Origin of the sequence: Nocardioides sp., from assembly GCF_031397825.1 — a bacterium.
Classification (GTDB): domain Bacteria; phylum Actinomycetota; class Actinomycetes; order Propionibacteriales; family Nocardioidaceae; genus Nocardioides.
Map to the genome: position 1 here is coordinate 1 of NZ_JANNML010000080.1, position 14,603 is coordinate 14,603.

Consider the following 14,603-nt stretch of genomic DNA (forward strand, 5'->3'; position numbering starts at 1 on the left):
TCGCCCTGATCGACAACTGCTCCTGCGCATGCAGCCGCCGGATCTCAGCCCAGTCCTCCACTGTCATCACCCAATCCATCGTGGTCGGGTGGCCTACTTTTCGAAGAGCGCTACTGGCCTAGTTTTCGAGGAGCGTCGACATCGTGCGCTTTGCGTACGACTTCAGTGCCTCGCTGATCATGAGGACCGCGCTCGCAACAGCCATCGCGATGTCTGCGTAGGACGGTGCTGTGTAGCTGCTGGGCCTTCGTCATGTCGGTCGTCTGTAGGTCTTCGCGCGTGAGGTGTGGGTCCGTTCGGTCGAGGACGCAGGACGTCGGATGATGCTTGGTCGTCTCGCGACCTGGCCGAGCTCTGTTTCGACGCTGCCGCGCGTCGTACGACGGGGCAAGCAGATGCTCGAGCTCAACAAGGAGCGCGCAGCAGACCACGACCGGCACCCCTGCGCGAGCCGATGTGGGTCTACCGCCGCGACCAGGCGTCCTGCTGGTGCCCGTCGTGCCAGCCCGTCAACGGGTGAGGACGCCGAGGCCCTCGATCCGCACCGGCCGCCGGTCCACGCTCACCAGCCGCACCGTGCCGCTCACCGGCGACGTGAAGCCCTTGAGCACGAAGAGCACCTGCGAGCGAGGGGCGTCGTCGGTGAGGACCAGCGTCGTCAGGAGCCGGTTGCCCACGAAGACCTTGACCCGGCCGTTGCCCGGCGCGGTGCCCGCGACGATCGCGAGCCGCGTCGCACCGCGGACCTGGTAGGTCAACCGGGCGTTGCGCGCCCGGGTGGTGAGAGCGAAGCCGCGGTAGGCGCCGGCCGTCTTGCCACCGCTCCAACCCTTGGTCGCCCTGGTCAGCACCCGGGCGCTCTGCGGCACCGTGAAGCGCCGGGACGCCGGCGTGACGTCGGCGGTGCCCGAGGAGTCGCGGGCGGCCACACGGAAGGTGTGCATCCCGGGCTTGAGCCCGCTGAGCACGACACCGGCCGCGTCGCAGTCGAGCAGTCGGCTGTCGATCGCGCAGGTGAAGGTCGAGCCCGGTGCGGAGGACGCGTAGCGCACCTCCGGCCGAGCGGCCACGACGAACCCGTGCTGCGGCAGTCCGCCGGTGATCCGCGTCTGCGGCGGTGCTCCGGCGGACCCGCGGGTGGCGGTCACCTCCACGTCGTCGGCGGCAGCGTCACGGGCATAGCGCCCACCCACCACCGTCCCGACGTCGTACGTCGATCCGCTCGCCGAGGTGGGCAGCTCCGCGGTGCACTGTGCCGTGCCCGCGAGGGGGCCACCGGTCACGGGGGCGGTGCAGAGCGTGGCGCCGTCGGCGCGGTCGACGAAGCGCACCGTGGCGTTGGTGACGACCCCACGACTGGCGTCCACGGCGTCGGTGACCGTGCTGCGCAGCACCACCGAGGCCGTGTCGTCGGGGCCGGCGACGGAGGTGTCGCCGGTGTAGGCCACCGTCGCGTCCTCGGCGGTGACGGTGACCGGGATGCTCTGGACGGCGACACCGCCACCCGTGCCGGGCTCGCGGACCTCGAGCGAGGCGGTCGCGACGCCGAGGGACGCGGTGACCGGACCGGTCACGGCGAAGGTCGCGGTGCCGGGACGCACCCCGTCGGCCGAGGCGGCCGTGCGGGTCGCGACCAGCCCGGGCACCCCGGACACGGTCGCGGTGAGCTGGTCGCCGTCGACGCTGGTGGACGTCGCCGTGGCCGTGACCCCGGTGAGGACGTCGCTGTAGGCGACGGCCCCGTCCGGCGCATCGGTGACGGTGAGCCCGCCCTCGATGGCGAAGTCGGCGTCGGTGACGTCGAAGAAGTAGTTGCCCACCGCTTCGATCTTGATCCGGGCGCGGGTCGTGGACACCGACGGCAGCCCGACGGCCTGGGTGCCGTCGTTGGGCGTCGAGGCCGCGAGGACCAGCGGGAAGGTTACGCCCCCGTCTGTCGAGAGCGAGATCTTGACCATCGGCGCGAGGGTGGCGGCAGCGGTGCCCGCCACGTCCCAGGTCACGGTCTCCATCGCCCCGGCCTCCGCCGGGGTGCCGGCGGTGGCACGCGACGTGGCCAGGAACGGCCCGGCTGCCGTGTCGACGGTCAGCGTGACGTCGTCGAAGCTGGCGCCACCGCCTGTGGGGAAGCCGTCGCGGGCGGTGAGGCGGAAGTTGAGCTCGGAGCCGAGCAGCGGGTTGCCGTAGTCGGCGGTCGGGAGGAACTCCGAGAAGCACTCCACCACGGGGACCGGCACGGCCACGGCGGTGTCAGCAGGTGCCTCCGGGCAGGCGCCGGTCTTGGCGTTGGTGTTGCCCGAGACGACCTGCGCCAGGTCGGGGAAGGTGCGCGACGGGTTGCCGTCGGCGAGGTTCTGGTCCGGCGAGGGCGACTGGAGCGACTCCTCCCGGCTGACGTCGGCGTAACGGCCGAAGACCCGGAAGAGCGGGCCGGCGGTCTTGGTGTTGCTCACCAGCGCGGTGCCCTGGGCCTCGGAGCCCACGTCGTTCTGCTCCCACAGATAGGTCAGCGTGGTGCCGACGTCGAGGTCGCTGCCGGAGCCCGTCAGCGTGAAAGGCGTCTGGGCGGGGATCGTCTTGTCGGCAGGCGCCACCACGGTCGGGGCGTGGTTGGTCGTGGTCTGCACCACGTTGCCCTGGTTGCCCCCCGGGCCGCCCTGCTGCTGGACGCCGATGAAGGCCGACATGGTGCCGGTCGTGCTGAGCACCTGGAGGCGTGGCAGGTCCTCGCCAGAGCCGACTCCAGGATTGTCGAAGGACAGCTGGAAGCCGCCGTCGTTGGGCGTCAGGTCTCCGTCGTAGCCGCCGAGGGTCGGGACCCGACCGGTGAGGGTGTTCATCTTCAGCTGGAGCTGCAGGGCGTTGTAGGTGGAGTCGTTGGTGATCGTCGCGGTGCGCCCCTCGAAGCCGAGCGTGACGGAGTCGGTCGGCGCGTCAAAGCCGCGGAAGGTCACCGTCTGCACCTCGTCGACGGTGCTCGGGTCGGCGGTCACCACCGCAGTGATCTCGTCGATGCTGCGCTGCGAGAAGTAGGGGTCGGAGTGCGGCTGCAGGTTGTCCTGGCCGCAGATACCGGCGTAGGCCATCACCGAGGAGCCCGACCCGGGCTCGACCGACGTGCCGCCGTTGCGGTTGGTCAGCGAGCAGTTGACCTGGGTGCCGTCGAAGGTGTGGTTGCCACCCATCTGGTGACCGATCTCGTGGGCGACGTAGTCGACCGCGTAGAAGTCGCCCTTGGGGTCCGGCAGCCCGGTGCAGCCCGAGGCCTTGCTGGCCCCGCCCACGACGCCGAGCCCGGCGATGCCACCGCCGTTGATGCCCAGGCCGATGTGGCCGATGTCGAAGGAGTCGGCGCCGACGATCTGCCCGAGGACGAACTCGGTGCGCGTCAGCAGGGCGCCGGTGCAGCCTCCGGTCTCGGGGTCGATGTCGGCCGGGTCGTAGCAACCGCTGTTGCCGCACGGCCCGTTGACGCCGGTGGCCTTGACCAGGGTGTCGAGGTTGAGCGCCGGCGTCTGCTCGATGAGCTGGAACGTGATCGCGAGGTCGTCGTTGTAGACCTGGTTGACCCGGTTGATCAGGGTGTTCTTGGCCGCGAGCACGTTGGCGGTGCCGAACTCAGCCGCATAGCTCGGGTCCGTGACCAGGGCCAGGCGGAAGGTGCGTCGCTTCACCAGCTCGCCGGCGCGGGCCGCCAGGTCGGTGCCCGGCGCCGTGGACAGGATGTCGGCGGTGTCGGCCAGGTCGCGCTCCACGAACGCCTCGGCCGAGCGCGGGACGGCGGTGCCGAAGTAGCTCAGGTGCTCGGTGACCCCTCGACCTCGGTAGGCCGGGTCGACGTACCAGGAGCGCGCGCCGGAGGGGCCGCGCACGGAGGCGTGGAAGCCCAGCGGGGTCAGGTCGAGGCGGATCGTGCGGGTCGGGTCGGTGACGCCCCTGCCGGCGTAGGTGCGGATCTCGGGGTGGCGCGCGGCCAACGCGGGAGCCATGACGGAGTCCTCGACGACCGAGAAGACCTGGCTCGCGCCCGTGGGCGTCGGCACGACGACCCGCAGGGGGGCACTGGTCGCCCTCGCCGGGGTCAGCGCGGCTCGGGCCTTGGCAGCATCGAGTCGGAACGCCCGGTAGGCACGCGGCACGACCGTGACGGCGCGGCTCCGGTCGAGGCGGAATCCGGCCAGCCGGTCGAAGACGCGGGCGACGGGACGGTCGACCGCGCCCGGTGCAGCACCTGCGGCGGGTGCCGCCTGGGCAGAGGCACCGAGCAGGAGCGGCAGCAGGCCGGCGGCGAGCGCCAGGACGACGGCGATGCACAGCGGACGGAGGGCGCGAGAGACCACGGTGAACCACCTAGGCGGAGGATGGAGCGGGGCGGGAAGGTCGACGACGTCGACGACCTTCCCAACGACACCACGAAGAGGCGGTTACGGAACGGCGAACGACGAGAATCGTCGGCGGTCAGGCTCAGCGCAGGAAGACCCCGAGGCCCTCGATGCGCACCTGCTTGCCGTCGAGGGTCCTGATCGTGATCGTGCCGGTGCGCGGCGGGGAGAACCGCTCGATCGGGATCAGCACCCGACGCGTCAGCGTGTCGGAGTCGAGGGACACCCGACCGATGCGACGGTCGTCGAGGAACACCTCGACGCGACCGAAGCCGGGGCCGGTCGTCGCGACCAGCGCCACCCGGGTGGTGCGCCTGACGGCGTAGCGCAGCTCGAGGCCACGCGCGCGCGTGGTCACGTAGACCCCGCGGTGGGCCTTCGCGTCCTGCTTCAGCGCCCACCCGGCGTCACGCTTCAACGTCTTGGCGCTCAGCGGGACGGAGAAGAGCCTCGTGGCGGCCGTGCGATCGACGGCCCCGGTCGAGCTGGTCGCCGCCACGGCGAACCGGTGCATGCCGGGAGCCAGCTTCGTCAGCGCGACCCCGGCCTGACCGCACTCGAGGGCCTTGCCGTCCAGCGCGCACCGGAAGGTCGAGCCCGCGGTCGAGGAGGTGTAGCGCACGGTGGTGCGGTCACCCACGAGGAAGCCGTTCTGCGCCACCCCACCGGTGATGGTGGTCTGCGGCGCGGTGCTGCCCGGCGGCGGGGGCGGCATGGTGCCGCCCGTGATCGCGAAGTCCGCGTCGCTGAGGTCGAAGAAGTAGTTGCCGACCGCCTCGACCTTGATCCGGGCCTTGGTGGTCGACACCGACGGCCAGGTGATCTCCTCGGCGCCGTCGTTGGGCGTCGAGGCGGCGAGCACGGTCGGGAAGGTCAGACCGCCGTCGGTGGACAGCGAGATCCTCACGGTGGGCGCGAGGGTCGCGGCGTCCGTCCCGGCGACGTCCCAGGTGATCTCCTCCTTCTCGCCGGCCTTGGCGGCCTCGCTGTCCGCGGCTCCGCGCGAGGTCACCAGGAACGGTCCGGCAGCCGGGTCGAGGGTGAGCGTGACGTCGTCGAAGGACGCTCCACCGCCGCTGGGGTTGCCGTCGCGCGCGGTCAGGCGGAAGTTGAGGGCGCCCGAGAACTGCGCGTAGGCCGCCGTCGGCAGGAACTCCGAGTAGCAGTCGAGCGTGTCGCCCCCGAGTGCGTCGATCGGCAGTCCCGCGGGCGGCGGACAGGTGCCCGTCTCGGCGTTGGTCGTGCCGGCGAGGATCTGCCGCACGTCGGGGAAGGTGCGCGAGGGATTGCCGTCGGCGAGGTTCTGCCCCGGCGAGGGCGACTCCAGCGAGGACTCGAGCGAGACGTCGGCATAGCGACCGAAGACCCGGAAGAGCGGACCGTCGAGCTTGAGGTTGTCACCCAGCAGCGTCCCGAACAGCGGGTTGAAGCCGGGGTCGTTCTGCTCCCACAGGTAGGTCAGCGACGTGCCCGCGTCCGCGTCCGTGCCCGAGCCCGTCAGTGTGAAGGGTGTCTGCACCGGGATCGTCTTGTCGGCCGGTGCGACGACGGTCGGAGCACGGTTCGTCGTGACCACGCGGGTGCCACCGTTGGTCTCGGGACCGCCGTTCTGGAGGACGCCCACGAACCCGGTCACGCCACCGGTCGTGGTGCCGATGCCGAGCCGCTGCACGTCGGCTGTGCCCACGAAGTCGACGGTGAAGCCCTCGGGGCCGACTGCGCTGGCGCCGTCGTAGCCCGTGACCGTGCTGGCCTTGCCGGTGAGCGTCAGGATCGCGGCCTGCAGGCCGGCGGCGTTGTACGTCGCGCCCTGCGTGATCGTGACCGGCGCGACCCCCGGGAAGGTCAGCTGGAAGGTGTCGCCGGCGTCGAGCCCCTTGAGGTTGACGACCTGCTGCTCGGCGAGCAACCCGGGGGCCGCCGTCGCGACGGCGGTGACCTCGTCGATGCTGCGCTGGGAGAAGTAGGGGTCGGTGTGCGGCTGCAGGTCGTCGTTGAAGCAGATGCCGGCGTAGGCCTGGACCGACGAGCCGGAGCCCGGCTCGACGGAGGTCTCGGCGTTGCGGTTGATCCCCGCGCAGCTGCCGTTGGTGCCGTTGAAGGTGTGGTTGCCACCCATCTGGTGACCCACCTCGTGGGCGAAGAAGTCCACGGCGTAGAAGTCGCCGTCCGGGGTGTCGAGCGCGGTGCAGCCGCCGGCCTTGTCGGCGCCGCCGACGACGCCGAGGTAGGCGACGCCGCCCGAGCCCGCGCCGCTGCCGAAGTGGCCGATGTCGAAGTTGTCGGCGCCGACGATCTGACCGGTCACGAACTTGTTGCGGTCCAGCACGTCGCCGCCGCAGGACTCGATGTCGTCGGCAGCGAAGCAGGCGTTCGCCCCGCAGGGACCATTGACCCCCGTGGCCTTGGCCAGCGTATCGAGGTTGAGCTTCTCGCTGCCGTTGACGAGGACGAACTTGATCGCCATGTCGTCGTTGTAGAGATGGCTGGCGCGGTTGATGACGGTGACCTTCTCGGCCAGGACGTCGACGCCCTTGTCGGTGAAGTACTTGGCATAGCTCGGCTCGGTCACCCAGGCCATCCGGTAGACGCGCTGGGTGACGACCTCTCCGGCGGCGGCCCGCTGCGCTGCCTCGCCGGCGATGGCGTGGGCGCTCTCGTTGACGCCGATCTCGTTGTAGGTCTCCTCGTTGCGCGGCAGGTCGCGCGCGAAGTAGCTCACGTGCTCGGTGACCCCGCGGCCGTTGAAGGCCGGGTCGACGTACCACGCCCGGTTGTGGTCGAGGTCCCGCACGGAGGCGTGGAAGCCCGCCGGCGTCAGGTCCATCCGGATGGTGCGGCTCGGGTCGACGGTGCTGCGCCCGGCGTAGGTCGTCAGCTCGGGGTGGCGGGCAGCGAGCGCGGGCTCCATGACGGAGTCGGTCACGACCTCGAACACCTCCTCGGTCCCCTCAGGAGTGGGTACGCCGAAGCGCAGCGCCGCGGCTCCCGCTGCGGCCGCGCGCTGGGACGGCGCCCCTGCGAGCTCGCGGCGGGCCAGACCGGCGTCCAGCCGGACGGCGGCGAACGCGGTCGGAGCGACCCGGACACGGTCGCCGGTCAGGGTCAGGTCTCGCAGGGTGGTGAAGACGGAGTCCTCGACCGGCGCTGGCGCGGACGCCGGGGCAGGCCCGGCCGTGGCCAGGGCGGCCGGCAGCAGCGCGAGGACGGCTGCCACCAGGGCCAGCACGAGGGAGAGTGCGAGAGGACGGACGCGGCGATCGGACACGAGAGGAGCTCCCAGGGCAGGGCACGGAGGACGGACCTCGACGACCGACTGGTCGTCAGGTGTCCAAACGAGCCTGTCCGGAAGCGGTTACGCGCAGGTGTGGGTGGACCTCGTCACGCGGCAGAGGCGACGACGTCGCCCTGCGCGGTGCGCACGTTGACGGAGATCGGGGTGGCGGCGAGTGCTGCCTCCTCGACGGCGACCGCGAGCGAGACCTCGCTGAGGACCTCGGACAGCGGGGCGTCGAGCGCCGTGCACAGCGAGGCGAGGAGCTCGGAGGAGGCTTCCTTCTGACCGCGCTCGATCTCGGAGATGTAGCCCAGGCTGACCCGGGCCTCGGCGGAGACCTCGCGCAAGGTCATGCCGCGCTGCATGCGGCGCGCGCGAAGCACGTCGCCCAGGAGCCGACGAAACAGCACCATGCGGGTTCCCCTTCCCAGATCTGTGGCCGATGAGTAGCCCCAACGCTACCGGAGAGGCGTTTCTTCCTGACGGAGGATCTCAGCAAGCGCCGACAATCCCTCCTCGCACGTGCGTCGCTGCACGCTCGCACGCTCACCGGGGAGCTCCAGGGCGAGCACCTGGACCAGTCCAGGTCCGGCGACCGCGACGAAGACGGTGCCGGCGGGCTTGCCCTCCTGCTCCCCCGGACCGGCGACCCCGGTCGTCGCGATCGCGTAGTCCGCACCGGTCAGTCCGCGCACACCGTCGGCCATCGCCCGCACGCACTCCCCCGACACGACGCCGTGCTCGAGGACCAGCTGCCGTGGCACGCCGAGGAGGGTGAGCTTGAGCTCGGTGGCGTAGGTGACCACGCCGCCGACGTACGTCTCCGAGGCGCTGGGCACGTCGGTGAGCCGGGCCGCGAGCTGCCCGCCGGTCAACGACTCGGCGGTGGCCAGCGACGCACCACGCTCGCGGAGCAGCTGGTGCACGAGCGCCGCGTCGTCGGTCCCTGCCCTGCGTACGCGTGCCATGTCCTCGATCGTAGGAGGGCTGGACGCACGGCGGGAGCCGACCCCGCAGGGCCGGCTCCCGTTCGTGCATCTCGTGCGGCAGTCGGTGCTACCTCCGAACGACCCTGATGAACGATCGGTCGGTCTCTGCGGCGACCTGGTCGTTGCCCTCGAGACTGACCACGAGCGCGTATCGACCCACGCGGTCGAACTTCGGCAGCAGCAGCGTGACCGTGCCGTCGTTGCCCAGCCGGCGAGTGAACTCCTCACCGGCGACGCGGACCTGCACGATGCCGTTCACGGGCTCACCCTGCGAGACCACGCGGACCTCGACGCGGGCTCGCGTTCGGTCGACCACGATCTTGCCGGGGTCGACGGCGACCTTCACGTTCGCCGCAGCCTTCTCGACCTGCACGAACGTGCTGCTCGCGGAAGGCTTCACCGTGTCCGAGCCGTTGTAGCGGACCTGGATGCGGGTGCGCCCGGCCGAGTCGAACGGGCCGACCTGCAGCGTCGCCCGCCCGGCATCGTCGAGCGAGGCGATGTCGACGGCACGTCCGTCGACCGTGGCCGTCACGATCCCGGTCGGGGTGGTGCCTGGCGCCGTGACCTCGACCCGCACGGTGCTGCGGCCTCGGTTCACGACGACCGTGTCCGGGCGGGCGTCCGCGGTGGTCGTGGACTCGACCAGCTCGGCCTCGGTCACGGTGACCGTGGTGCTGGCCTCCGAGGGAGCGACGCGGGCACTGCCCAGGTAACGGACCACGATCGCCTTGGCACCAGCGGTCGTGAACGGACCGACCGTCAGCGTCGCGGACCCGCCGCTCAACGTGGCCGAATCGACCACCTCGCCGTCGACGACCGCCTCCACCACGCCCGAGGCGGGTGTTCCTGCGGCCGCAACGTTGACGGCCACCTCTGCCGTCTCCCCGATCTCGATCTCGCTCGGGGCCGCGCTCGCCGTGGTGCTCGAGGTGCCCTTGGCGACCGTGAGCGCCACCTGTGAGGTCGAGGCAGCGTGCGTCGCGTCCCCCGCGTAACGGAGGGTGAGCGAGTACGTGCCCGGCTCGAGTGCGTCACCCGGCACCGCGATGGTCGCAGTGCCGTTGGACAGTCGTGCCTGTCCGATCTCGGCCGCCCCGTTGGAGAGGCTGACCAGACCGGTGGCTGCTGCCGGTGTGACGGTGACCTGCACCGAGCCGTTCGTCCCGTACGTCATCGAGGCAGCCGTGCCGCTGACGGTCGTCGGCGTCGGCGGAACCGGCGCATCGACGGTGATCGGAACCTCGACCACCGTGCCCGTCGTCGGACCGCGGACGGTGAGCGTCTTCGCCCCGCCGGTGGTGCCGGCCGGAAGGCTCACGACGACAGAAGCAGTGCCGTACTCGTCGTTGACGGCCGTGCCGATCGTGTTGTTCACCGGGAAGGTACCGATGGCGCTCCCATCGAGCGACACGACCACGTTGGCGTCCTCCTGGTCCACCGGAGCCGACATGGCCAGCGAGGAGAGGTCGAACGCCACCGTGCCGCCCGACGAGTAGGACGCCGGAGCACCGGCCGGGAACTTCACGCCCACCGAGCGCTGGCTGTAGTCGACCGGCAGCGGTGCGTCATCGGCGAACTCGGCGAAGTAGTCGACCTGCGCCTGCAGGTCGGACTTGCCGGTGTCCCGCTTCCCGGTGCCGGCGTTGAAGCCCCCGAAGTTGTCCCCTCCCGAGGCGAGGAACGAGTTCACGGTGACCGAGTAGACCGTGGCATCGTCGACCAGCTGACCGTCGAGGTACATGGCTGTGACCTCACCCTTGGTCCCCGCCGGCGATCCCGCTGCCGGCGGCAGGTAGGTGTAGGTGAATCCTTCGGAGGTCCCGAGCTTCAGGAACGGTCGTGACACGCCAGCGGGCTGCCACTGCTGCTCCAGGACCGTCTCGATCTGGGCACCCGTCAACCGCATGTTGACCAGCGTGTTGGCGAACGGCTGCACCACGGCAGCCTGCTTGAACGTCACCTGGCGAGGGAACGGACCCGTGCCCGTGCCGGTCAGGTCGGCGCGCAGACCGCCCGGGTTCATGAACGCGATCTGGGCGGCACCCGCCTCGGGCGTCTCTGTCGCCCACTGCTGGATCTCCGCGACGAGGTTGCCCAGGGTCGACTCACCGCCACGGTTCTCGGTGGTGCCGTCGACAAGCTTGGCGCGGCTGAAGGCACCACCGATGTCGCCGAGCGGAACCGCACCAAGCACCTCGGCCTCGGCCACGGCGTCGGAGACGATCGAGGCCGTGGTGGCGTCGGACGGGAAGTTCGCAGTCTGACCGGTCTTCAGGTTCACGACGTCCTGTGTCTTCGCCGTCACCGCGCCCGTGGCGGTGTCGACCGTGAAGACCAGCTTGTTCAACGCGGCACCGTACTGCCCAGCGGAGACCACCGGACGAGTCGTCACCGGGCGAGCCTCGGTGACCCACTCCGGCACGACCACCGCGTGGTTGTAGGCAAGGTGCGTGTGCCCCGAGACGATCGCGTCGACGTCGGCGTTGACACCGTTCACGATCTGACCGAAGGCCGAGTTGTCCGTGGCCGAGGCGATGGACGTCGTGGCGGCCCCCTCGTGGACGAGGAGCACGATCACGTCGGCGCCCTCGTCCTCGAGCAGCGATGCCTCCTCGTTGACGGAGTCCACGATGTCGGTGACCTCGAGCTGCGCGATCCCGTCCGGCGAGACGAGGGACGGAAGGTCCTCGGTCACCGCGCCGACGAAGCCGACCTCGACAGCGCCGAACTGCTTGATGAACGTCGCAGGCACGGCGTCGTCACCGGTGGCCCGGAGCTTCAGGTTCGCCGCGATGTACTCCCATGCGGCCCCACCTTCGGGGTTGCCGGCCGACTCGGGGGCCAGAACACGGTTCACCAGGTCGTCGTACCCCTGGTCGAGCTCGTGGTTTCCCACCGCGGAGACCTCGAGGCCGGCCTCGTTGAGAGCGTCGATGGTCGGCTTGTCGTTCTGGATGAACGACTCGAACGTCGACGCGCCGATCAGGTCGCCTGCGGCCGCGAACACGGTGTCCGGGTTCTGCGAACGCAGCTGCTTGATCGCACCCGCCAGCACCGCGGCACCAGCCTCGGCGCCTGTCGCGTTGTTCTGCAGACGACCGTGGAAGTCGTTGGTCGCCAGGATCTGGATGTCGCGGGTCGCCGGCTCGACGACCACCTCGGCCAGGTCGAGCCCGACGATCTCGGGATCGTGGTCGGAGGAGGAGAACGGGTCAGCGTTGTAGAGGGCGATGGAGTTGAGGTTGTAGTTGTAGCGGCTGTACTGGTAGGCGGTCGACTCGGCCGAGTTGATGTTCCAGACGTCCGCGCCCGTCACCAGGGAGAGGGCCGCGTCGTTGGCGAGCACGTGGTCCAGCGAGCCGGAGAGACCACCGAAGCTGTAGGTCTCCTCGCCCTCGGTGTCGGACTCGATGGGGGTGTAGGCGCCACCGTCCGTGAGCACCTGGAGCGGGTCCTCCTGCGAGTAGGAGTTGAAGTCACCCGCCAGGAAAAGGGCCTCGATGCCGCGCAGCGTCTTGAAGTCGGCCGCGAACGCCTTGAGCGCAGTGGCCTGACCGATGCGGTCGAAGTTGAACCCACCCTGCCCGGTGTCAGCGTTGTCGCCCGACGACGGGGCGCCTCCCTTGGACTTGAAGTGGTTGACGATGACGCCGAACGCCTCGTTGTCCGGGGCACCGACCGCCTTGAAAGCCTGGGCGAGTGGCTCACGGGCGTTGTCGAAGTTGGTCTCGTCCTTGAGGACGACGGAGGCACCGACGAGCTGCACGTCGGCGGGCTTGTAGATGAAGCCGGTGCGGATGACGTCTTCCTGTGCGGGAGTGGGCAGATCTGCAGCATCCGGCGACGGTGCGAAGGCCCACGTTCCAGGGGCGCTGGCGGTGTTGAGGGCCTCCACCAGCTTGCTGATGCCGGAGTCGCGATTCAAGCGCGTGGTCTTGCTGTTGTCGGTGAAGAACTGGACCGAGTTCTCCAGCTCCTCGAGCGACACGACGCTGGCGCCCAGCTTGTTGATCGCGTCGACGATCTTGGCCTGCTGACGCTCGAAGCTCACCGTGTTCGCCGCACCGCGCGGGCCGTTGTTGGTGCAGGAGTTGTTGGCGATGCGGTTGGCTTCACGGTCGGTGAAGTAGGTGCAGGTGCCGTTGCCGCTGGCCTCGAAGGCTTCGCCGGTGGTCGGGAAGTAGTTGAGGACGTTGAAGGTGGCCAGTCGGATGTCGCCGCCGACGGACTCGGGAGCAGCGGTCCGGGTGTTGGCGAAGGTCGCCGTGCCGGCACCGGTGTCGGTGATCGGGCTGGTCGGCTGGAAGCGCCAGAGACCGAAGCCGAAGTCGAGGATGACCGGGCCGGTGAACGTGACCGGGGCACCGACGCGGACCGGAGTGGTCGGCGAGAGCCACGGCAGGTTGACGTTGCGGTTGGTCGTCAGGTAGTTGCTGCTCGAGCCGTCGTCCAGGACGACCTTGCGCAGGTCGTTGGCCGCCGTGATCTCCTGCGGGTTGCCGGTCTGGAAGTCACGGACCTCCGTCGGCTGGATCAGGGGCGTCGTGCCCGATGCCAGGCCGATCTCGCCGAAGGTGTTGATCGTGAAGCTGTTGGTCACGGTGAAGGGGCCCTGGGGAGCGAGACGCTCGCCCTCGTGGGCCTCCTTCTCGGTGTCGGTGTCGAGCTCGGTCCACGGCAGCGACAGGGGCGTCACCGGAGCCAGCGCGGTGATCGACTCGATGCTGCTCGACGCGATCTGCGTGCGACCGAAGGACTCGCTGACGATGCCCGTCACCCGGACCGAGGCGCCGAGCGCGGGAACGGAGGCGGACGCGGCCTGCACGAAGATGCCGTCGGAGGCGTTCGGAGTCGCGTCGGTAGCGCCCCCGGCACCGCCGGTCTGCAGGAAGAATCCGTTGAGGCCACCGGTCGGGTAGGCCGCCGTCACCACACCGGTCGTCACGACGTTCTCGGTGACGAGGGGACTCGCGTTGGTGGTGCCCTGGATCTCGGCGATCGTCTTGGCGACCGGAGCCGGCGGCGGGGGCGGCGGCGTGACACCACCTGACGGCGTGGGCGAGGGCGTGGCGACAGAGAAGTCCGCCGGGTTGTTGTCGGTGTCCGCCCCACTGGTCGCACGCTGGGCCGCGGTGGAAGCTGTCAGCGCGGTGCCTTCGGTAGCACCTTCGAAGGTGTTGTTGCCGGTCCCGTAGCCCACCATGTCGACGAGACCAGGATTCCCCGCCACGTTCCCGGTGGCGGTGAAGACACCGGTTCCATTGACGAGGAACGCCTGGCCGCTGCTGCCCGACATTGCATACGATCCCGAGGCGTCGGGAGTCGGAAGAGGGGCACCGACTGCAGCAGTGGACGCCATCTGAACCAAGAAGTGCTTCCCTGCGTCCAGCGACCCGCTCAGGGCGACGGGACTGACCCCGTTGGGCACGGTGCCCCCAGAGCTGCGGTACTGAACCGACAGGCCCTGCAGGCTGATGGCCGACGCTGTCGGGTTGTACAGCTCGACGAAGTCGTGCGTATAGGTGGCCCCGCCGTTGCCCCCACCTCCGTACACCTCGCTGATGACGAGGCCGGTGCCGGCGGGGTTGGCCGAGGCAGGACTGCTGACCGCGAGCGAGAGTGAGGTGGCCAACAGGCCGAGAGTGGCGGCGGCAACGAGCCCGCGGCGCGGTGAGGCGTGCGTGAACACAGACAGGAACCCTTCGAGGGTGGGGAGAGTGAGGCAGGACTCGGGCACGGATTCGGCCGAGATGTCGAGCAGAACGACCGCGAAACTACGGCTGCCCGGCCCTCGCAGCGTCACGTCACTGCAAACGGTCGAGGAACTTCGGGGGACGAGTTCGTGCCGTGCCACCAGGGCACGAGCCCTCGCTCGGCGTGGCGCTCTCGGACACGCCGAGCGAGGCCCGCTGAAGCGAGCCGGCCTGGACGCACGGCGGGAGCCGACCCCGC

5 protein-coding genes are annotated in these 14,603 nt (G+C 70.1%); all 5 read right to left on the bottom strand.

Annotated elements, in window-relative coordinates:
• Positions 1–509 precede the first annotated feature (509 nt).
• The 5 genes from RMN98_RS06760 to RMN98_RS06780 all read right to left on the bottom strand — a co-directional run bounded on the left by RMN98_RS06760 (position 510) and on the right by RMN98_RS06780 (position 14,505).
• Positions 510–4,340, bottom strand: coding sequence for a M12 family metallo-peptidase (locus RMN98_RS06760; protein WP_309648044.1), 3,831 nt, complete (start codon positions 4,338–4,340; stop codon positions 510–512).
• Positions 4,341–4,464: 124 nt separating this feature from the next.
• Positions 4,465–7,650, bottom strand: coding sequence for a M12 family metallo-peptidase (locus RMN98_RS06765; protein ID WP_309648045.1), 3,186 nt, complete (start codon positions 7,648–7,650; stop codon positions 4,465–4,467).
• A gap of 113 nt (positions 7,651–7,763) precedes the next feature.
• A complete protein-coding gene (locus tag RMN98_RS06770; RefSeq protein WP_309648046.1) occupies positions 7,764–8,072 on the bottom strand; it encodes a helix-turn-helix transcriptional regulator in 309 nt (102 codons plus the stop codon).
• Positions 8,073–8,117: 45 nt separating this feature from the next.
• Positions 8,118–8,627, bottom strand: a complete 510-nt coding sequence (locus RMN98_RS06775) for a CinA family protein (protein WP_309648047.1) — start codon at positions 8,625–8,627, stop codon at positions 8,118–8,120.
• Between the two features lie 88 nt (positions 8,628–8,715).
• On the bottom strand, positions 8,716–14,505 hold the full coding sequence (locus RMN98_RS06780; RefSeq protein ID WP_309648048.1) for an ExeM/NucH family extracellular endonuclease: 5,790 nt from the start codon (positions 14,503–14,505) through the stop codon (positions 8,716–8,718).
• Between the last annotated feature and the right edge of the window lie 98 nt (positions 14,506–14,603).

Excerpts from the sequence above, each read along its gene's own strand:
- RMN98_RS06770 (WP_309648046.1), bottom strand. The coding sequence starts at position 8,072 with ATGGTGCTGTTTCGTCGGCTCCTGGGCGACGTGCTTCGCGCGCGCCGC.
- RMN98_RS06775 (WP_309648047.1), bottom strand. The coding sequence starts at position 8,627 with ATGGCACGCGTACGCAGGGCAGGGACCGACGACGCGGCGCTCGTGCAC.